This is a genomic window from Serratia sp. PGPR-27 (assembly GCF_022678525.1).
GTDB classification, from domain to species: domain Bacteria; phylum Pseudomonadota; class Gammaproteobacteria; order Enterobacterales; family Enterobacteriaceae; genus Serratia; species Serratia nematodiphila.
In genome coordinates this window covers 12,451-33,285 of the sequence record NZ_JALBYS010000002.1, presented here as the reverse complement: position 1 = coordinate 33,285, position 20,835 = coordinate 12,451, and the positions used below count along the sequence as shown (strand labels likewise).

12 protein-coding genes and 1 riboswitch are annotated in these 20,835 nt (G+C 62.9%); of the genes, 5 read left to right on the top strand and 7 right to left on the bottom strand.

The window, feature by feature from the left end:
• The first annotated feature begins 35 nt into the window (after window positions 1–35).
• Window positions 36–230, top strand: a riboswitch (Lysine riboswitch).
• 107 nt (window positions 231–337) lie between these two features.
• From lysC to MMS95_RS01455, 4 genes are all read left to right on the top strand, one after another.
• Complete coding sequence (gene lysC / locus MMS95_RS01470) at window positions 338–1,705, top strand: lysine-sensitive aspartokinase 3 (protein ID WP_004936686.1); 1,368 nt, start codon at window positions 338–340, stop codon at window positions 1,703–1,705.
• Between the two features lie 144 nt (window positions 1,706–1,849).
• Window positions 1,850–2,767, top strand: a complete 918-nt coding sequence (gene panS / locus MMS95_RS01465; RefSeq protein WP_033631960.1) for a ketopantoate/pantoate/pantothenate transporter PanS — start codon at window positions 1,850–1,852, stop codon at window positions 2,765–2,767.
• A gap of 385 nt (window positions 2,768–3,152) precedes the next feature.
• A complete protein-coding gene (locus tag MMS95_RS01460; protein WP_242141336.1) occupies window positions 3,153–4,832 on the top strand; it encodes a ShlB/FhaC/HecB family hemolysin secretion/activation protein in 1,680 nt (559 codons plus the stop codon).
• A gap of 45 nt (window positions 4,833–4,877) precedes the next feature.
• Window positions 4,878–9,701, top strand: coding sequence for a hemagglutinin repeat-containing protein (locus tag MMS95_RS01455; protein WP_242141335.1), 4,824 nt, complete (start codon window positions 4,878–4,880; stop codon window positions 9,699–9,701).
• A gap of 45 nt (window positions 9,702–9,746) precedes the next feature.
• Here MMS95_RS01455 and MMS95_RS01450 read toward each other — a convergent pair whose 3' ends face one another.
• The 6 genes from MMS95_RS01450 to MMS95_RS01425 form a co-directional block, all read right to left on the bottom strand.
• Entirely contained in the window at window positions 9,747–11,396 is a 1,650-nt protein-coding gene (locus MMS95_RS01450; RefSeq protein WP_004936675.1) for a Na/Pi cotransporter family protein, read from the bottom strand.
• A 207-nt stretch (window positions 11,397–11,603) separates the two neighbouring features.
• Window positions 11,604–12,596 carry an ABC transporter ATP-binding protein gene (locus MMS95_RS01445; RefSeq protein WP_033631956.1) on the bottom strand — a complete coding sequence of 331 codons (993 nt, stop codon included), beginning with the start codon at window positions 12,594–12,596 and terminating at the stop codon, window positions 11,604–11,606.
• A gap of 4 nt (window positions 12,597–12,600) precedes the next feature.
• Entirely contained in the window at window positions 12,601–13,386 is a 786-nt protein-coding gene (locus MMS95_RS01440) for an ABC transporter permease (RefSeq protein WP_015379246.1), read from the bottom strand.
• Window positions 13,387–13,403: 17 nt separating this feature from the next.
• Window positions 13,404–14,249, bottom strand: a complete 846-nt coding sequence (locus MMS95_RS01435) for an ABC transporter permease subunit (protein ID WP_004936665.1) — start codon at window positions 14,247–14,249, stop codon at window positions 13,404–13,406.
• Window positions 14,246–15,055 (bottom strand): alkaline phosphatase family protein, encoded by an 810-nt coding sequence (locus tag MMS95_RS01430; protein WP_044030312.1) that lies wholly within the window; start codon window positions 15,053–15,055, stop codon window positions 14,246–14,248. The genes MMS95_RS01435 and MMS95_RS01430 overlap by 4 nt, the downstream gene beginning before the upstream one ends.
• 11 nt (window positions 15,056–15,066) lie before the next feature.
• Window positions 15,067–16,128 (bottom strand): ABC transporter substrate-binding protein, encoded by a 1,062-nt coding sequence (locus MMS95_RS01425; RefSeq protein ID WP_033631954.1) that lies wholly within the window; start codon window positions 16,126–16,128, stop codon window positions 15,067–15,069.
• Window positions 16,129–16,321: 193 nt separating this feature from the next.
• Between MMS95_RS01425 and MMS95_RS01420 the strand changes: the two genes are divergently transcribed.
• Window positions 16,322–17,032 carry a UTRA domain-containing protein gene (locus MMS95_RS01420; RefSeq protein ID WP_015379250.1) on the top strand — a complete coding sequence of 237 codons (711 nt, stop codon included), beginning with the start codon at window positions 16,322–16,324 and terminating at the stop codon, window positions 17,030–17,032.
• A 38-nt stretch (window positions 17,033–17,070) separates the two neighbouring features.
• Here the strand turns inward: MMS95_RS01420 and metH are convergent, their stop codons facing one another.
• On the bottom strand, window positions 17,071–20,766 hold the full coding sequence (gene metH / locus MMS95_RS01415; protein ID WP_242141334.1) for a methionine synthase: 3,696 nt from the start codon (window positions 20,764–20,766) through the stop codon (window positions 17,071–17,073).
• Window positions 20,767–20,835: the final 69 nt, after the last annotated feature.

The following is a 20,835-nucleotide window of genomic DNA, read 5'->3' as shown; positions in this document are numbered from 1 at the left end:
GCTATTCCTAACAGCCTACTTGCGCACCCGGTGCGCAAGCCAGAAGAGGCGCGTCGCCCAGGTAGAGTGTCAGAGGAGCCGTTTCTCCGTTGACGGCACCCGAGGGGGAGCGACGCCGAGGTAGGGTAATGGCCGGCCATTATCGTATCGACTACAGGGGCTGAATCCCCTGGGTTGTCACCAGGGGATCGCCCGCAGGGCGATCGACAAGGTGGGGCGCTTCTGGGTGTATCGTAGCCTGACCTCTACGCCTGCCCCCTGTTTACCGCTCTCCCCTTGTGCCAAGGCTATGGAATTACAGTGCCCCAAACGGGCATCCCTGACACGAGGTTTCTAGATGAACCAAGCAGCACCCCAGAATTCCACCGTGGTAGCCAAGTTCGGCGGCACCAGCGTCGCCGACTTTGAAGCCATGAACCGCAGCGCCGACGTCGTGCTGGCCAACCCGCAGGTCCGCCTGGTGGTGTTGTCCGCTTCGGCGGGCGTCACCAACCTGTTGGTCGCCCTGGCCGAGGGTTGCGAGGCCGACAAACGCAATTACCAGCTTGATGAAATCCGGCGTATCCAGTACGCCATCCTCGATCGCCTCGCGGCGCCGGCGGTGATCCGCGACGAAATAGACCGCCTGCTGGAAAACATCGCCATGCTGTCGGAAGCCGCGTCGCTGGCCACCTCGACGGCGTTGACCGACGAACTGGTCAGCCATGGGGAGCTGATGTCCACCCTGTTGTTCGTTGAAATCCTGCGCGCCCGCAACGTGCAGGCCGAATGGTTCGACGTGCGCAAAGTGATGCGCACCGACGATCACTTCGGCCGCGCCGTGCCGGACAGCGCCGCGCTCAGCGAACTGGCCCGGGCGCAATTGCAGCCGCGCCTGCAGGAAGCGCTGGTGGTCACCCAGGGCTTTATCGGCAGCGAGCCGAAGGGCCGCACCACCACGCTCGGCCGCGGCGGCAGCGACTATACCGCCGCGCTGCTCGGCGAAGCGCTCGGCGTCGGCCGGGTGGATATCTGGACCGACGTGCCGGGCATCTACACCACCGATCCGCGCGTGGTGCCGGCGGCCAAGCGCATCGACAAAATCGGTTTCGAAGAGGCGGCGGAAATGGCCACCTTCGGCGCTAAAGTGCTGCATCCGGCCACCCTGTTGCCGGCGGTGCGCAGCGATATTCCGGTGTTCGTCGGCTCCAGCAAGGATCCGGCGGCCGGTGGCACGCTGGTGTGCAACACCACCGAGAACCCGCCGCTGTTCCGCGCGCTGGCGCTGCGCCGCAAGCAAACGCTGCTGACGCTGCACAGCCTGAACATGCTGCACGCGCGCGGTTTCCTGGCCGAGGTGTTCAACATCCTGGCGCGCCATAATGTCTCCGTCGATCTGATCACCACTTCGGAAGTCAGCATCGCACTGACCATGGACACCACCGGCGCCACCTCCGTCGGCGGCAGCCTGCTGACCACCTCACTGCTGACCGAACTGTCGTCGCTGTGCCGGGTGGAAGTGGAAGAAAACCTGGCGCTGGTGGCGATCATCGGCAACCAGCTGTCGCGCGCCTGCGGCGTGGGCAAAGAGGTGTTCGGCGTGCTCGATCCGTTCAATATCCGCCTGATCTGCTACGGCGCCAGCAGCTATAACCTGTGCTTCCTGGTGCCGGGCGAAGAAGCCGAGCAGGTGGTGCGTACCCTGCATCACAACCTGTTCGAATAAGTCATTATCCCTGATTGCGGGCGCAGCATGCTGCGCCCCTGCGTCTAAAAAATCCGTTCAAAACCTGCAGGGGTTCAGCATGTTGAGCCCGCAATAAAAACACAACCACATCCACCGTTCTCAATCTGGCTAAGGAAAACCTGCATGCTGGCACTACTCACGCGCTTATTTCCCCTGTGGGCGATACTGCTGTCCGTCGCCGCTTATTACACGCCGACCACCTTTACCGCTATCGGCCCCTACGTCAGCCCGCTGCTGATGCTGATCATGTTCGCCATGGGCGTCACGCTGCGGCTCGACGACTTCAAACGCGTGCTGGCGCGCCCCGGCCCGGTGGCGGCAGGCATCTTCCTGCATTATCTGATCATGCCGCTGGCGGCCTGGATCCTGGCGATGCTGTTCCGCATGCCGCCGGATCTGTCCGCCGGCATGGTGCTGGTGGGCAGCGTGGCCAGCGGCACCGCCTCCAACGTGATGATCTATCTGGCCAAGGGTGACGTGGCGCTGTCGGTGACCATCTCGGCGGTCTCGACGCTGGTGGGCGTGTTCGCCACGCCGCTGCTGACCCGTCTGTACGTCGACGCCGAGATCAGCGTCGATATCATGGGCATGCTGTTGAGCATTCTGCAGATTGTGGTGATCCCGATCGGCCTGGGCCTGATCGTCCACCATACCCTGACCAAGGTGGTGAAGCGCATCGAGCCACTGTTGCCGGCGTTGTCGATGGTGTGCATTCTGGCGATCATCAGCGCGGTGGTGGCGGGCAGCCAAAGCCATATCGCTTCGGTCGGCCTGGTCGTTATCATCGCGGTGATCCTGCACAACGGCATCGGTCTGCTGAGCGGCTATTGGGGCGGCAAACTGTTCGGCTTCGACGAGTCCACCTGCCGCACGCTGGCGATCGAAGTGGGCATGCAGAACTCCGGGTTGGCGGCCACGCTGGGCAAAATTTACTTCTCGCCGCTGGCCGCGCTGCCAGGCGCGCTGTTCTCGGTCTGGCACAACCTCTCCGGTTCACTGCTGGCGGGTTATTGGTCCGGCCGCCCTATCAAGAAGAAATAAACCGCCTGTAGGGACGCAAACAATTGCGTCCCTTTTCTTTCCTGCGAAATTTCGTATTTCCCACTGGTCGGATTGTCATAATTCCCCTCATCCCCTATCATCCGTGAAAAATAAAAATTCAGATTCTTCCTATCCATGCCGATAATGTTGGCAAGAGGAAGAGACGCTCCACTTTTTTTAATTAATTAAGTCACCAGGGTTGCCCGCCATAAAAGAAGCAGCCTAATTATTATTTAGATATATACCCACCGTCTTATTTGCTGCGGCAAATCAAGATACCTCGCAATGTGCATGTCGCTCATTATTTCGGGCCGGCCGTCGGCCGCCCGTGGTTAACCTCATGGATTGGGCTGGCTGCCCCGGCGGCCTCTCAGAATGGATTACAATGATAAAAAAAATCACCGCCTTGACGCTGCTGGTCAGCACGGCCCTTTCCGCCGAAACCCTGCCGGACTCCCACATGATGCGGGATATGTCGATGGGGGAGTCGCGCCGCGCGTTGCAAGACAGCACGCGTGAAGTCAACCAGTTGATTGAGCAACGCCGCTACCAGCAGCTGAAGCAACAGCGCCTGCTGGCGGAACCGGAACCGGCCGCGCCCGCACTGCCGCAGTCCGCGCAGTGCCTGCCGATCGCCGGCGTTTATCTGCAGGGAGTCACCCTACTCTCGCCGGCCGATTTGTCGGCCCTGAGCGCGCTGCCGGAACAGTGCATCAGCAGCAACGATATCAATCGCCTGACCCGTGAATTAACGCGTCTTTATGTGCAAAAGGGCTATATCACCGCGCGCGTGCAAATTGTTCGCCCTAATTCACAAGGAGAATTGGGGTTAAGCGTGACGGAAGGATTTATCGAGAAAATAGAAGGCGGCGATCGCTGGGTCAACAGCCGTTTATTATTTCCGGGGCTGGAAGGCAAGCCGTTGAAATTAACCGAGCTCGATCAGGGATTGGATCAGGCCAATCGTTTGCAATCGAATACCACCAAGCTGGATATATTGCCCGGCCGCCAGGTTGGCGGTTCGGTTATTCGTTTGCGCAATCAGCATGCCAAGCCCTGGCTGATTACCGCCGGCACGGATAATTACGGCCAAAAAAGCACCGGCCGGTGGCTGGCGCGCGCCACTGCCACGTTGGACAGCCCGTTTGGCCTGTCGGACTTTGTCAGCCTGAACGCCAACAGCACGCTGGAAAACCCGGCTCACCGCTACAATCGCGCCTACACCCTGCTCTATTCGCTGCCGTACGGCGCGTTCACCTTCAGCGGGTTCGCCAGCTTCTCGTCCTATGAGAACCACCAGCAGCTGCCGCACAACGTGGTCAAACTGCACGGTCAGACCCAACAGTACGGGCTGCGCAGCGACTACGTGTTTTATCGCGACCACGATCAGATAGACAGCTTGAGCGGCCAGTTGACCTACAAACGCATCGACAACTACTTCGAAAGCGTGCGTCTTGAGGTCAGCAGCCCAACGCTGACCCTGGCCGAGCTGAGCGCCAGCCACCTGCAAATTCTGCCCAATGGCGTGTTCAGCGCCAACCTCAGCGTCGAGCAGGGCCTGCCCTGGCTGGGCGCCGATCGCCACCCGAGTTCGGTGCACCTCGACAGCCAGTTCACCAAGGGCAAGCTGTTCGCCAACCTGAGCCAGCGCCTCCAGCTGGGTGGCGCCACCTATCAGCTCAACAATCTGTTCTACGGCCAGTACAGCCGCGACCCGCTGCCCGGCGTGGAGTGGCTTAGCCTCACCGATCGCAGCGCCGTACGCGGCTTTAGCCGCAGCACCCAGTCCGGCGACAACGGCTGGTATCTGCAAAATACGCTGTCCCGCAGTTTCAATCTGGGCGCCACCACGCTGACGCCGCGCCTTGGCGCCGACGTTGGCCGCATTCTGCCGCGTCAGGACAACTCGGGCTGGCGCAGCAGCGCCGGGGTGAGCAGCGGTGCCACGTTACGCTACCGGCAGGCGCTGGTCGATCTGGAGGTCAGCCGCGGCTGGATTTTGTCTAACCACGCCACGCCTGAAGATCCCGTTCAGGTGTTGGCCCGCTTTTCTTACACCTTTTAATCAACAGTTTTGCAGGACCCCACGGCAATATACGGAGATACATGGATGAAAAATAATAACTTCAGACTTTCGGCGGCAGGCAAACTGGCCGCCGCGCTGGCGATTATTCTCGCCGCTTCCGCCGGCGCCTACGCCGCAGAGATCGTCGCGGCCAACGGCGCCAACGGCCCCGGCGTCTCCACCGCCGCCACCGGCGCACAGGTGGTCGATATCGTCGCGCCGAACGGCAACGGGCTGTCGCACAACCAATATCAGGACTTCAACGTCAACCAGCCCGGCGCGGTGCTGAACAACTCCCGCGAGGCGGGGCTGTCGCAGCTGGCCGGCCAACTGGGCGCCAACCCCAATCTGGGCGGACGCGAAGCCAGCGTGATCCTCAACGAGGTGATCGGCCGTAACCCGTCGCTACTGCATGGCCAGCAAGAGATCTTCGGCATGGCGGCCGACTACGTGCTGGCCAACCCGAACGGCATCAGCTGTCAGGGCTGCGGATTCATCAATACCAGCCATTCCTCACTGGTGGTCGGCAACCCGCTGGTGGAAAACGGCGTGCTGCAGGGTTACAGCACCTTCGGCAACCGCAACACGCTGAGCCTCAATGGCACCCTGAACGCCGGCGGCGTACTGGATCTGATCGCGCCGAAGATCGACAGCCGCGGCGAAGTGATCGTGCAAGATTTCAAACATTCGAATGGTAAAGTGACCTCGGCGACGATCAACGCCATCAGCGGCCTTAACCGGGTAGCGCGCGACGGCACGGTGCAGGCCAGCCAACAGACGCCGACCGCGCTGGACAGCTACTACCTCGGCAGCATGCAGGCCGGGCGCATCAACATCATCAACACCGCGCAGGGCAGCGGCGTGAAACTGGCCGGCTCGTTGAACGCCGGCGATGAACTCAAGGTGAAAGCCTATGATATCCGCAGCGAAAGCCGCGTCGACGACGCCAGCAGCAACAAAAACGGCGGCGATAACTATCAAAATTACCGTGGCGGCATCTACGTCAACGATCGCAGCAGCAGCCAGAAGCTGACCCGCACCGAGCTGAAAGGCAAGAACATCAGCCTGGTGGCGGATAATCATGCGCACCTCACCGCCACCGATATCCGCGGCGAAGACATTACGCTGCAGGGCGGTAAGCTGACGCTCGACGGCCAGCAGCTGAAGCAGACGCAAGGCCATACCGACGATCGCTGGTTCTACTCCTGGCAATACGACGTCACCCGCGAACGCGAGCAGCTGCAGCAGGCGGGCAGCACCGTCGCCGCCAGCGGCAGCGCCAAACTCATCAGCACCCAGGAAGACGTGAAGCTGCTGGGCGCCAATGTCAGCGCCGACCGTGCGCTGAGCGTCAAAGCGGCGCGCGACGTACACCTTGCCGGGCTGGTGGAGAAGGATAAATCCAGCGAGCGCGGCTACCAGCGCAATCACACCTCCAGCCTGCGCACCGGCAGATGGAGCAGCAGCGACGAAAGCGAAAGCCTGAAGGCCAGCGAACTGCGCAGCCAGGGCGAACTGACGTTGAAAGCCGGTCGCAATGTATCGACTCAGGGCGCCAAGATCCATGCCCAGCGCGATCTGACGATCGATGCAGACAGCCAGATCCAGGTCGGGGTGCAGAAAACCGCCAACGCCAAAGCGGTACGCGATGACAAAACCTCCTGGGGCGGCATCGGCGGCGGCGACAACAAAAACAACAGCAATCGCCGCGAGATCAGCCACGCTTCCGAGCTGACCAGCGGCGGCACCCTGCGCCTGAACGGCCAGCAAGGCGTCACCATTACCGGCAGCAAGGCGCGCGGCCAGAAAGGCGGCGAAGTCACCGCCACCCACGGCGGCCTGCGCATCGACAACGCGCTGAGCACCACCGTGGACAAAATCGACGCGCGCACCGGCACCGCCTTCAACATCACCAGCAGTTCGCACAAGGCCGACAACAGCTACCAGAGCAGCACCGCCAGCGAGCTGAAGTCCGACACCAACCTGACGCTGGTCAGCCACAAGGATGCCGACGTGATCGGCAGCCAGGTCGCCAGCGGCGGTGAGCTGAGCGTCGAGTCGAAGACCGGCAACATCAACGTCAAGGCGGCCGAGCGGCAGCAGAACATCGACGAGCAAAAGACCGCGCTCACCGTTAACGGCTACGCCAAAGAAGCCGGTGACAAGCAGTACCGCGCCGGTTTGCGCATCGAGCACACCCGCGACAGCGAGAAAACCACCCGCACCGAGAATAGCGCCTCAAGCCTCAGCGGCGGCAGCGTGAAGCTCAAGGCGGAGAAGGACGTGACCTTCAGCGGTTCTCAATTGGTCGCCGACAAAGGCGACGCCAGCGTCAGCGGCAACAAGGTTTCGTTCCTGGCGGCCGACGACAAAACGGTCTCAAACACCGAGCAAACCAAGATCGGCGGCGGTTTCTATTACACCGGCGGCATCGACAAACTCGGCAGCGGCGTGGAAGCCGGCTACGAGAACAGCAAAACCCAGACGCAAAGCAGCAAGGCGATCACCTCCGGCAGCGACGTCAAAGGCAACCTGACGATCAACGCCCGCGACAAGCTGACCCAGCAAGGCGCGCAGCACAGCGTCGGCGGCGCCTATCAAGAAAACGCCGCCGGCGTCGATCACCTTGCCGCTGCCGACACCGCCAGCACCACCACCACCAAAACCGACGTCGGCGTGAACATCGGCGCCAACGTCGATTACAGCGCCGTGACCCGTCCGGTCGAGCGCGCGGTCGGCAAGGCAGCCAAGCTGGACGCTACCGGCGTTATCAACGACATCGGCGGCATCGGCGCGCCTAACGTCGGCCTGGATATCGGCGCACAGGGCGGCGGCAGCGAAAAACACAGCAGCAGCTCGCAGGCGGTGGTCAGCTCGGTGAAAGCCGGCAGCATCGACATCAATGCCAAAGGCGAAGTGCGCGATCAGGGCACGCAGTACCAGGCGAGCAAAGGCGCGGTCAACCTGACGGCGGACAGCCACCGCAGCGAAACCGCGGCAAACCGTCAGGACGAGCAGAGCCGCGACACCCGCGGCAGTGCCGGCGTGCGCGTCTACACCACCACCGGCAGCGATCTGACCGTGGACGCCAAGGGCGAAGGCGGCACCCAGCGCAGCAACAGCAGCGCCAGCCAGGCGGTGACCGGCTCGATCGACGCGGCCAACGGCATCAACGTCAACGTGAAAAAAGACGCGGTCTATCAGGGTACCGCGCTGAACGGCGGCAGCGGTAAAACCGCCGTCAACGCCGGCGGCGATATCCGCTTCGATCAGGCCAGCGACAAACAGAGCGAGAACCACAGCGGCTTTAACGTCAAAGCGTCCGCCAAAGGTGGCTTCACCGCCGACAGCAAAAACTTCGGCGCCGGTTTCGGCGGCGGCACCAACAACGGTGAAAGCAGCAGCAGCACGGCGCAGGTCGGCAACGTCAGCGGCCAGGGCGTGGCGCTGAAGGCGGGCCGCGATCTGACGCTGCAGGGCACCAACGTCAAGAGCCAGGGCGACGTCAGCCTGAACGCGGGCAACAAGGTCGCGCTGCAGGCGGCGGAATCGACCCAAACGCGTAAGGAAAGCAAGCTGTCCGGCAATATCGATCTGGGCGCCGGCAGCAGCGACAGCAAGGAAAAAACCGGCGGCAGCCTCTCCGCCGGCGGCGCCTTCGACATCGCCAAGGTCAATGAGTCCACGACAGAACGCCAGGGCGTCACTATCGCCTCAGACGGCAAGGTCACCCTGTCCGCCAACGGCAAAGGCGATGACGCGCTGCATCTGCAGGGGGCCAAAGTCAGCGGCGGCAGCGCCGCGCTCGAAGCGAAAAACGGCGGCATCCTGCTGGAGTCCGCCAAGAACGAGCAGCATAAGGACAACTGGAATCTGGGCATCAAAGCCAACGCCAGAGGCGGTCAAACCTTCAACAAGGACGCCGGCGGCAAGGTCGATCCGAACACCGGCAAAGACACCCACACGCTGGGCGCAGGTCTGAAAGTCGGCGTGGAGCAGCAGGATAAAACCACCCACGCCAACACCGGCATCACCGCGGGCGACGTGGCGCTCAACAGCGGCAAAGACACCCGCCTTGCCGGCGCGCGCGTCGACGCCGACAGCGTACAGGGCAAGGTGGGCGGCGATCTGCGCGTTGAAAGCCGCAAAGACGTCGAGACAGGCGTGAAGGTGGATGTGGATGCCGGTCTGAGCCACAGCAACGATCCGGGCAGCAGCATCACCTCCAAGCTGTCGAAGGTCGGCACGCCGCGCTACGCCGGTAAAGTGAAAGAGAAACTGGAAGCCGGGGTGAACAAAGTGGCCGACGCCACCACCGACAAGTACAACAGCGTGGCGCGTCGCCTCGATCCGCAGCAGGATACCACCGGTGCAGTCAGCTTCAGCAAGGCTGACGGCAAAGTCACGCTGCCGGAAACGCCGGCCGGCGAAAAACCGCAGGGCCCACTGTGGGATCGCGGCGCACGCACCGTCGGCGGCGCGGTGAAAGACAGCATCACCGGGCCGGCGGGTCGCCAGGGGCAGCTCAAGGTCAATGCCGACGTGGTGAACAACAATGCGGTCGGCGAGCAATCGGCGATTGCCGGTAAGCACGGCGTGGCGCTGCAGGTCGGCGGCCAAACCCAACTGACCGGCGGCGAAATCCGCAGCCAGCAGGGCAAGGTGGAACTGGGCGGTAGCCAGGTCAGCCAGCAGGACGTCAGCGGCCTGCGCTATCAGGGCGGCGGCCGCGTCGATGCGGCGGCCACGGTAGGTGGACTGTTAGGCGGCGCGGCGAAGCAAAGCGTCGACGGCAACGTGCCGTTCGCCAGCGGCCATGCCTCAACTCAGCAGGCGGACGCCAAAGCCGGCGTGTTCAGCGGCAAATAACGCGCCTCCCCTACGCAACGCCCCCGGTTTTCCGGGGGCGTTTTTTTACAGCGTGCTTGGGGTGTCTTCCCAGTCGCGATCGTCGTCCTTGGCATCCTGATCCAACACGTTGTAGGCCACGGCGCAGAACAGCGAGTTCAGGCGCTTCATGTCCCCCAACAATCCCAAATGCAGCGAACTGGTCTCGATGCTCTGCACGTTTTGCTGGTGCAAACGATCGACGTGCGCGTGCGCGTAGCGGCGATCCAGAATGCGGAAACGGTGCTTGGAACGGCGCAGGCGCTTGGCGCTGGTGACGTCGCCGGACAGGAACACCGACAGCCCCAGACGCAGGTTGCCGATCAGCCGTTCGTGCAACCCGTCCAGTTCCGCCAATCCTTCCGCCGAGAAGGCGCGGCGCGCGGCGTGCGATTTGGCGCCCACATCGCCGGCCATGCGCTCGATGATGTCGCCCGCCTGTTCCAGATTGAGCGCCATTTCGATGATTTCCGCCCAGCGGCGCGAGTCTTCCTCGCCCAGATCCTCCTTCTGGATCTGCGCCAGATACAGCTTGATGGCGGTGTACAGCACGTCGACGTCATCGTCGAGTCGCCGCACCTCTTTATCCACGCCTTGCTTACCGTGCAGCACTTCGCGCTGCAGGATCATCATGTGTTCCACCACGTCGCCCATGCGCAGCGTTTCGCGCGCCGCGTTGGCCAACGCCAGCGTCGGCGTATCCAGCGCACTGGCGTCCAGATGACGCGGCCGCATGCGCGGGTCGTCGGCCGCCACGTCGACGATCAGCCGTTCGCACAGCGTCGCCATCGGCCCGGCCAGCGGGATCATCACCAGACAACGGATCAGGTTGTAGAACACGTGGAAATAGATCACCAGCTCTTCGCTGCCGCCCGGCAGTTGAGCCATCACATCCGCCAGATAGGAGACGAACGGCAACACCAGGATGCAGCCCACCAATTTGAACAGCAGGCTGCCGAGCGCCACGCGCCGCCCGGCGGCGTTCTGGCCGCTGGCGTTGATCATCGCCAGCAGGCCGCTGCCGAGGTTGGCGCCGATCACCAGACAGAGCGCCACCTTCAGCGAAATCACGCCGGTGGCGGTCAGGGTGGCGGTCAGCAGCACCGCGGCCAGGCTGGAATAGCTGACGATGGCGAACAGCGCGCCGGTCAGGGCGTCCAGCATCACATCGCCGGTCAGCGACGAGAACAGCACTTTCACCCCGGCCGCCTGGGTGATCGGCGTGGCGGCGGCCACGATCAGTTCCAGCGCCAGCACGATCAGCCCCAGACCGATCAGAACGCGTCCGATCTGGCCGATCCGCATCTGTTTGCGGCTGAGGAACAGGAAGACACCGACCAGGATCAGCAGCGGCGACAGCCAGGAAAGATCGAAGGTCAGCACGCGCGCCATCAGCGCGGTGCCGACGTCGGCGCCCAGCATGATCACCAGCGCAGGCGCCAGCCCCACCAGCCCCTGCGCGACGAAAGAGGTCACCAGCAGCGCGGTGGCGTTGCTGCTTTGCACCAGCGCGGTCACGCCGATGCCGGAAACGAACGCCAGCGGTTTTTTCTCAACGCTGTCGCTCAACACGCGCCGCAGATTGGCGCCGTAAACCCGCATGATCCCGGTGCGCACGATGTGGGTGCCCCACACCAACAGCGCCACGGACGAAAGCAGGTGAAGAAGGGTCAGCACGGAAGATACGCTCCATTAACGCCCGGCCAAAGGAGGCTGATACCCGATGCCTGTCACGCGACGCAGAGAGGCGAGCCAAAGGATGACGGGTACAGCGCGCGGTCCCGCCTGCCGGGCGTGGGTCTGGCAGGACAGCGGGCGGGCGGCAGACCGCAGAAGAGAAGGGTTAAGGCGGCGGTGGGAGAGCCCCGGCGCCGCGCTGCGAAGTCATGCAACTTCCCGCAATACAACAGGTTCCAAGTGTAGCCCAATTTCCGCGCCGTCGGGCCGCAGATCGGCCACTGAACGGTTGAGCACGTCAACCAGCAACTCTACCTCGCGAACCTGAATCCGATAGCGTACCACATTCCCGAGCAAACTGTGGCCAAGGATCACCCCGCCGATCCCCTGTCCGGCCGGCAACAGCCCGATAGACTCTGGGCGGATCGCCACCTTGCCGGCATAGCTGCGCCCGGTCAGCCGGCCGGCCTGTTCGGCGCTCAGCAGGTTATAGTTGCCGATAAAACCGGCGGCGAAGGCGTCCGCCGGCTGGGTATACAGGGTTTCCGCATCACCGCTCTGCACGATCTGCCCCTTGTTCATCAGTACGATGCGATCCGACAGGGTCAGCGCCTCTTCCTGATCGTGGGTGACGAAGATCGCCGTCAGGTTCAGCTCGCGTTGAATGCGCCGGATCTGCTCGCGCAGATGTTTGCGGATGCGCGCGTCCAGCGCCGACAGCGGTTCGTCGAGCAGCAGCAGACGCGGGCGCGTGACCAGCGATCGCGCCAGCGCCACGCGCTGACACTGGCCGCCCGACAGCTGGTGCGGATAGCGCTTCGCCAGATCGCTCAGCTCCACCAGCGCCAGCACCTCCTGCACCCGCTGGCCGATCTGCCCGGCCGCCAGCTTCTGCATTTTCAGGCCGAAGGCCACGTTGCCTTCCACCGTCATATTGGGAAACAGCGCATAGCTTTGGAACACCATGCCGATGCCGCGCTTTTGCGGCGCCAGCGGCACCAGATCCTGGCCCTGCAGTAAAATTTGCCCGCTGTCGACCGGAGTCAGGCCGGCCAGACAGCGCAACAGCGTCGACTTGCCGCAGCCGCTTGGCCCGAGCAGGGTGACGAACTCCCCCTCTTCGGCGGTGAAATCGATATCCTGAAACACCTGGGTTTGGCCATAGTGTTTGTTCAGGCGGGTGACGTTGAGATAAGCCATCGGGTTAACCCTTGTTTTTATTCAGCAGGTTCGCCAGCCAGGTGACGAGCAGCACCACGGCGAAATAGGAGATGACCAGCGCGCTGGTGAAATGCCCGCTGCCGTTGCGCATGTTGAACAGGTAGACCTGCAGCGTTTCATACTGGCTGCCCACCAGCAGGTTGGCGAACACGAACTCGCCGATCAGGAACGAGAACGACAGCAACACGGCGATCGTTCCGCCCTTGCGCAAATTTGGCAGCACCACCCACAGCGCCGCCCGCCAGGTGCTGGCGCCGAGCAAGTGCGCGGCGTCCATCAGATCGCGCAGGTTGATCGCCTGCATGTTGTTGCTGATGGCGCGGTAGATAAACGGCAGCGCGATGGTGAAATAGCAGCCCACCAAAATCCAGGGGGTGCCGAGCAGCGGCAGCGGATCGGCGGCGAACAGCTGCATCAGCCCCACCGCCGACACCACCGGCGGCACGGCGAACGGCAGCAGAATCAGCACGTTCATTACCGCGTCCAGCTTGGGGAAGTAGTAAGCGATCACAAACATCGCCGGCAGGATCACCACCACCGACAGCAGCAGCGTGCCGAAGCAGATCAGCAGCGAGTGCCACAGCGCCTGCAAAAAGCGCGGGTCGCTCCACAGCGCCGTCAGCCACTTCAGGGTAAAACCGTCCGGCAAAATGGTGGCGCCCCACTGGGTAGCCAGCGCGTAAATCAGCGTCGCCGCCAGCGGCAGCAGCAGGATCAACAGCAGCAGGCCGGTCACCGTGCGGTGGTACAAGCGTTCAACACGCGACATGAGCATTCTCCAGCCGGTTATGAGCGCGCATTGAGGTAGCTCCTGCGCAGCATCCATTGGTGGATCACCGTGATAAACGCCATCATCACCACCAGCAGCATCGCCAGCGCGCTGGCCAGGTTCGGATCGAGGGAGATGTCCCCCGCCACCAGCGCCGAGATGCGGATCGGGATCACGTTGAAGTTGCCGGTGGTCAGCGCATACACCGTGGCGTAGGCGCCCAGCGCGTTGGCCAGCAGGATGACGAAGGTGCCCATCAGCGCCGGCGCCAGCACCGGCAGGCCAATATGCCGCCAGTAGCGCCAGGGGCCGGCGCCGAGCAGCGCCGCCGATTCGCGCCAGTCGGCGCGCAGCGCGTCGAATGCCGGATACAGCAGCAGCACCCCGAGCGGGATCTGGAAGTAGGTATACAGCACGATCAGGCCGCTCTTCGAATAGAGGTTGAAGCTCTCCATCAGGCCGTATTTGCGCAGCAGCAACGTCAGGCAACCGTTCAGCCCCAGCAGAATGACGAAGGCGAACGCCAGCGGCACCCCGGCGAAGTTGCTGGTCATGTTGGTGAACGACATCACGAAGTCATGAAACCGGGTCTGGCCGAGCTGGCGCAGTGAGTAACTGCCAACTAATGCGATCAGCAAGCCGTAGACGCTCGACCATAGCGAGATCTCCAGCGAGAACTGAAACGCCTGCAGGTAGAACGGCGAGGTGAGGATATCGACATAGTTGCCCCAGCCCCAGCCGCTGGTCTCGCTGAAAAAGCTGTGAATGGCGATCCACACCAGCGGGGCGATCTGAAACGCGCCGAACAGCACGATAAACGGCAGCAGGCACAGTGCGGCGATCCATTTGGTTTTGCTGTTCATCGCGCATCCTGCGCCAGCAACGCCCGGCAGCGCGGCTTGTCGTGCGGCGCCTGCAGCAGATCGCAGATCGTGCCGCACAGCTCGGTTTGCTGCGGATCGGCGTCATCCAGGCTGAAGCCCGCACCGAACACGAACAGCGGCACCTGGCGCTCTTCCGGCAACACCCCGCCGTGGCTGCGATCGTCGTTCATGCCGTGGTCGGCGGTGACCAGCACCTGATAACCGGCCGCCAGCCACTCGGGCAGATAGCGCGACAACGAGCCGTCGGCGCGCCGCGCCGCGTTGCGGTACTGCGGCGAAGAGAGACCGAAGCGGTGCCCGGCGTCGTCGATGTTCATCGGGTGGATCAGCAGGAAATCCGGCTGATGACGTTGGCGCAGGCTTTCGGCGTCGTCGAACAGATGGCTGTCGGGATAGCCGTCGTCGTAATAGAAATGCCCGTGTTGAATCGGCAGCTCGGGGGCGTCGGTATGGCGGTCGCGCGCGGCGTCGAACGGCGTGCGGTTATACAATTCGCTGAACCAGTGGTAAGCGGCGGCGGCGGTGCTCAGCCCGGCGGCGCGCGCATAATGAAACACGCTTTGTTGATGAGAAAGGCGCGAGACGTGATTGTGCACCACGCCGCTCTCCACCGGCGTGACGCCGGTGAGAATGCATTCATACAGCGGCCGGGAGAGCGAGGGCAACTCGCTCTCCAGCAGGTACAACCGCCCGCGTCCCGCCGCGCATTCGGCCTGCAGATACCCCATAGCGTCGTGCGCCACCCGGTAGTTGAGGCCGTCCAGCAGCACGAGGATCGTTTTCATGGTGCGTTAACTCACTGCTGCATAAACATAATGACGTTTTCCTGCCACAGGCGCGGCAGCGCTTTGGCGCTCTGTTCCCAGGCCGCCGGATCGGCGATCGGGTGCGCATTCTTGTACTGCTCGGCCGGCAGCAGCTTGGCCTTGACGTCGTCCGGCAGCGTCAGATGTTCGGCGCGGATCGGGCGGGCATAGCCGCGCGCCAGATTGATCTGACCGGCGTCGGAGAAGATGTATTCGCGCGCCAGCTTGGCGGCATTCGGGTGCTTGGCGTATTTGTTGATGATGGTGGTGTAGCCGGAGGTGATCGAGCCGTCCGACGGGATCAGCACTTCAAAACGGGTTTTGTCGATCTGATCGCGGTAGTTCAGGCCGTTGAAGTCCCACACCACGCCAACCTGCACTTCCCCTTTCTCCAGCGATGCGATCACCGGGTTACTCAGGCTCAGGCGGCCGGCCTTGGCCAGCTTGCCGAAGAATTCCAGGCCCGGCTTGAGATTTTTCTCGTTGCCGCCCATGGCGTAGGTGGCCGCCAGCACGCCGCTGGCCGCCTGCGACGCGGTGCCGACGTCGCCGATGGTGACCTGATAGCTGCCCTTGAGCAGATCGGCCCAGCTGTGCGGGATGTCTTTCACCTGCTGCTTGTTGATGATGAAGGCGATGGTGCCGGTGTAAGCCAGCGCCCAGTGGCCGTCTTTGTCTTTCGCCCACTCCGGCACCTGATCCCAGGTAGACGGTTTGTACGGCTGCGTTACGCCCTTCTGCACCGCCACCGGGCCGAAGGCCGCGCCGACGTCACCGATGTCCGCCGTGGCGTTGTTCTTTTCCGCATCGAATTTGGCGATCTCCTGTGCGGAGCTCATGTCGGTATCGACATGCTTCAGGCCGTACTTGCTCAACAGATCTTGCCAGGTGCCTTTCCAGTTGGCCCAGCTGTCCGGCATGCCGACGCTGTTGACTTCGCCTTCTTTCTTCGCGGCCTGCTCCAGCGCCGCCAGATCGGTATCCGCGGCCCAGCTCATCTGGCTGGATAACACGATGGCACTGGTTAACACAGAAGCGCACAAACGTTTCATAACTGATGCTCCAAGTGGTAGTGTGGGGATGGCTGGACTAGTCCAGCAAGGACCAAACCAATCTAACGGACGAATGTGATAATTATATGTCAGCTTAAAAAAGCGACAGTTTTATCACCCATTGCAACGGCGAAAACGCGACGCTGGTCTACCTTAAGGAAGGCCAAACGCACTTAAACGGGACACCCGCTGTATGAGTGAAGCACCGACGACCGTCGCCACCATCTGCCAAACGCTGAGCGCCCGCATCACCGCCGGCGAGTTCGCCGCGGGCGGCAAGCTGCCCTCCGAGCGCGCCCTGAGCGAACAGTTCGCCACCACCCGCATTACCTTGCAGGAGGCGCTCGGCCAGCTGGAGGCGCAGGGCGTCATCTACCGCCAGGTGCGGCGCGGCTGGTTTATCTCGCCTCCACGTTTGATCTACAACCCGTTGCAGCGCAGCCATTTTCACGCCATGGCGCAGCAGCAGGGGCGCGCCGCGCATACCGAAGCGATCGACAGCGCGGTCGTCACGCTCGACGCGCCGCTGGCCGGCCGCCTGGCGCTGCCTCCCGGCGCGCAGGCCTATCGCATTCGCCGGCTGCGCTACATCGACGGGCGCGCGGTGCTGTACTGCGAGCACTACCTCAATCCGGCCTATTTCCCCGGTATTCTGGACGAAGATCTGACCCAGTCGCTGACCGCGCTGTACGCCGCACGCTACGGCATTCACTACGGCCGGGTACGTTTCGACATGCTGCCCACCCTGCTGCCGCAGCAGGCCGCCGCCATGCTGAAGGTGACCTACGGCAGCCCGGCGCTGTTCATTACGCGGGTGAATCGCGATCAACATGACCGGGTGATCGATTGCGACCTGGAGTATTGGCGGTACGACGCGCTGCACATCGATGTGGAAGCGCTGTAAATGACAAGGGCGCATCGCTGCGCCCTTAAAGAGGAAAGTCAGTCGGCGTCGTAGCCGAGGTTTGGCGCCAGCCAGCGTTCGACCTCGCTCACGCTCATCCCTTTACGCGCCGCATAGTCTTCCACCTGATCGCGCTGGATCTGCGCCACCGCGAAGTACTTGCTCTCAGGATGGCTGAAGTACCAGCCGGACACCGCCGCCCCCGGCCACATGGCGAAGGACTCCGTCAGTTCCATGCCGGTGTGGCGATTGACGTCCAGCAGCTGCCAAATGGTCGCTTTTTCGGTGTGCTCCGGGCAGGCCGGGTAGCCCGGCGCCGGCCGGATGCCCTGATAGTTTTCGCGGATCAGTTCTTCGTTGCTCAGGTTCTCGTCGGCGGCATAACCCCAGTGCAACTTGCGCACCTGTTCGTGCAGGTATTCGGCGAAAGCCTCCGCCAGACGATCCGCCAGCGCCTTGACCATGATTTTGTTGTAATCGTCGTGCTGTGCGTCGTACGCCGCCGCCAGCGCGTCCTCCTCCAGCCCGCCGGTCACCGCGAAGGCACCGAAGTAGTCGGCCTTGCCGCTGCTTTTCGGCGCCACGAAGTCCGCCAGGCAGTAGTTCGGGAAGTCGGTTTTTTCCGTCTGCTGACGCAGATGGCAGCTCACCGCCAGCACCTCGCTGCGCTGTTCGTCGCGGTACACTTCCACGTCGTCGCCGACGCGGTTGGCCGGGAACAGGCCGTAAACGCCGCGCGGGTTGAGGCTGCGCTCGGCGGCCAGCCGATCCAGCATCTGATTGGCGTCGTGGAACAGGCGCTTGGCCTCTTCCCCCACCACCTCGTCTTCCAGGATGCGCGGGTATTTGCCCGCCAGCGACCAGGTCATGAAGAACGGCGTCCAGTCGATATAGTGGCGCAGCGTCTCGATGCCGGCCGACACCGGGAATACGCCAAGCTGCCGTGGCGCCGGCGGCTGATAGTCGGCCCAGTCCAGCGCCATGGCGTTGGCGCGCGCCTTGTGCAAATCGACCGGCGGCGTGCGCGGTTTTTTGCGCGCGTGCTGAATGCGCACCGTTTCATACTCTTTGCGGGTGCGCGCCACAAACTCATCGCGCTGGGTGGCGGACAGCAGCGCCGACACCACGCCCACGGTGCGCGAGGCGTTTTGCACGTAGGTGGTCGGGCCGCTGTAGTTCTGCTCGATTTTCACCGCGGTGTGCGCCTTGGAGGTGGTGGCGCCGCCGATCAGCAGCGGCAGCGTAAAGCCCTGGCGCTCCATCTCTTTGGCCACGTTGACCATCTCGTCGAGCGACGGCGTGATCAGCCCCGACAGGCCGATGATGTCGACGTTCTCCTCGCGCGCGGTGCGCAGGATTTTCTCCGTCGGCACCATCACGCCAAGATCGACGATTTCATAGTTGTTGCACTGCAGCACCACGCCGACGATGTTCTTGCCGATGTCGTGCACGTCGCCCTTCACCGTCGCCAGCAGGATTTTCCCCGCGGAGGTGCCCTGCTGCTTGCTGGCCTCGATGTACGGTTCCAGGTAGGCCACCGCCTGCTTCATCACGCGGGCGGATTTCACCACCTGCGGCAGGAACATCTTGCCCTCGCCGAACAGATCGCCGACCACGTTCATCCCCGCCATCAGCGGCCCTTCAATCACTTCGATCGGCCGTTCGGCCTGCTGCCGCGCCTCTTCGGTGTCCAACTCGATAAACTCGGTGATGCCCTTCACCAGCGAATACTCCAGCCGTTTCTCCACCGGCCAGCCGCGCCACTCCGCCTGCTGCACCGCCGCTTCGCCGTCTTTGCTGCCGCGGTACTTTTCCGCCAGCTCCAGCAGGCGTTCGGTGCCGTCCTCGCGACGGTTGAGGATCACGTCCTCTACCGCCTCGCGCAGCTCGCCAGGCAGATCGTCGTAAATCGCCAGCTGCCCGGCGTTGACGATGCCCATGTCCATGCCGTTGCGAATGGCGTGATACAGGAACACCGCGTGGATCGCTTCACGCACCGGATCGTTGCCGCGGAACGAGAACGACACGTTGGACACGCCGCCGGAGATCATCGCGTGCGGCAGGTGGGTTTTGATGTCGGCGCAGGCTTCGATAAAGTCGACGGCGTAGTTGTTGTGCTCTTCGATGCCGGTGGCGACGGCGAAGATGTTCGGGTCGAAAATAATGTCTTCCGGCGGGAAACCGACGCGTTCGGTCAAAATTTTATAGGCGCGGCGACAGATCTCGAACTTGCGCTCGCGGGTGTCCGCCTGGCCCACTTCGTCGAACGCCATCACCACCACCGCGGCGCCATAGCGGCGCACCAGCCGGGCGTGGTGGATAAAGGCCTCTTCGCCCTCCTTCATCGAGATCGAGTTGACGATGCCCTTGCCCTGAATGCATTTCAGGCCTTTCTCGATAACGGACCACTTGGAGGAGTCGATCATGATCGGCACCCGAGCGATATCCGGCTCGCCGGCGATCAGATTGAGGAAGCGCACCATCGCCGCCTCGGCATCGAGCATCCCCTCGTCCATGTTGATGTCGATGATCTGCGCGCCGCTCTCCACCTGCTGGCGCGCCACGTCGAGCGCTTCGTTGTATTTCTCTTCTTTGATCAGGCGTTTGAAACGCGCCGAACCGGTGACGTTGGTGCGCTCGCCGACGTTAACGAACAGGGTGTTGGCGTCGATGGTTAACGGCTCAAGACCGGCCAGACGGCAGGCGACCGGGATCTCCGGCAGCCGGCGCGGCGGCACGCCCTCAACCGCCTTGGCCATCGCGGCGATGTGTTCCGGCGTGGTGCCGCAGCAGCCGCCGATGATATTGAGGAAGCCGGCCTGCGCCCACTCCCCAACCTGGCGCGCCATCTCGGCCGCATCCAGATCGTACTCGCCGAAGGCGTTCGGCAAACCGGCGTTCGGGTGCGCGGTGACGTAGGTCTCCGAGATGCGCGCCAGCTCGGCGACGTACTGACGCAGCTCATCCGGCCCCAGGGCGCAGTTCAGGCCGAAGGTCAGCGGCTTGACGTGGCGCAGCGAATTGTAAAACGCTTCGGTGGTCTGGCCGGACAGGGTGCGGCCGGAGGCGTCGGTGATGGTGCCGGAAATCATGATCGGCAGTTCCACCCCCAGCGCTTCGAATTCGGTTTCCACCGCAAAAGCGGCGGCCTTGGCGTTGAGGGTGTCGAAGATGGTCTCGATCATGATCAGATCGACGCCGCCTTCCACCAGCGCGCGGGTCGATTCGCGGTAAGCCGCCACCAGTTCATCGAACGAGATGTTGCGGAACGCCGGATCGTTGACGTTCGGCGAGATGGACGCGGTGCGGTTGGTCGGCCCCAGCACCCCGGCGACGTAGCGCGGTTTTTCCGGCGTGCGCGCCGTCCATTCGTCGGCGCAGGCGCGCGCCAGGCAGGCGGCCTGATAGTTAATCTCGGCGGACAGCGACTCCATATGGTAGTCGGCCATGGCGATGGAGGTGGCGTTGAAGGTATTGGTCTCAAGGATATCGGCGCCCGCCTCGAGATAGGCGTAATGAATGGCGGTGATCACTTCCGGCTTGGTCAGCACCAGCAGATCGTTATTGCCTTTCAGATCGCTGCGCCAATCGGCGAAACGCTCACCGCGGAAATCGCGCTCGTCCAAGCGATAGCTCTGGATCATGGTGCCCATGCCGCCGTCCAACACCAAAATGCGCTGCGCTAACTGGCGGCGCAGTTGTTCTACTCGATTCGTCACTGTAACCCCTTCCATTGCCATCCAGCCCATTGCTCAACTGCCGCAAACACCAACGAGTCATCCTAGCACAGCTTGTAAGGACAA

What these genes read in the sequence shown, in the direction of transcription:
- MMS95_RS01445 (WP_033631956.1), bottom strand. Translation starts at nt 12,596, where the DNA reads ATGGCTTATCTCAACGTCACCCGCCTGAACAAACACTATGGCCAAACC.
- MMS95_RS01420 (WP_015379250.1), top strand. Translation starts at nt 16,322, where the DNA reads ATGAGTGAAGCACCGACGACCGTCGCCACCATCTGCCAAACGCTGAGC.
- metH (WP_242141334.1), bottom strand. Translation starts at nt 20,766, where the DNA reads ATGGAAGGGGTTACAGTGACGAATCGAGTAGAACAACTGCGCCGCCAG.
- MMS95_RS01440 (WP_015379246.1), bottom strand. Translation starts at nt 13,386, where the DNA reads ATGTCGCGTGTTGAACGCTTGTACCACCGCACGGTGACCGGCCTGCTG.
- MMS95_RS01455 (WP_242141335.1), top strand. Translation starts at nt 4,878, where the DNA reads ATGAAAAATAATAACTTCAGACTTTCGGCGGCAGGCAAACTGGCCGCC.
- MMS95_RS01435 (WP_004936665.1), bottom strand. Translation starts at nt 14,249, where the DNA reads ATGAACAGCAAAACCAAATGGATCGCCGCACTGTGCCTGCTGCCGTTT.
- MMS95_RS01460 (WP_242141336.1), top strand. Translation starts at nt 3,153, where the DNA reads ATGATAAAAAAAATCACCGCCTTGACGCTGCTGGTCAGCACGGCCCTT.
- MMS95_RS01425 (WP_033631954.1), bottom strand. Translation starts at nt 16,128, where the DNA reads ATGAAACGTTTGTGCGCTTCTGTGTTAACCAGTGCCATCGTGTTATCC.
- lysC (WP_004936686.1), top strand. Translation starts at nt 338, where the DNA reads ATGAACCAAGCAGCACCCCAGAATTCCACCGTGGTAGCCAAGTTCGGC.
- panS (WP_033631960.1), top strand. Translation starts at nt 1,850, where the DNA reads ATGCTGGCACTACTCACGCGCTTATTTCCCCTGTGGGCGATACTGCTG.
- MMS95_RS01430 (WP_044030312.1), bottom strand. Translation starts at nt 15,055, where the DNA reads ATGAAAACGATCCTCGTGCTGCTGGACGGCCTCAACTACCGGGTGGCG.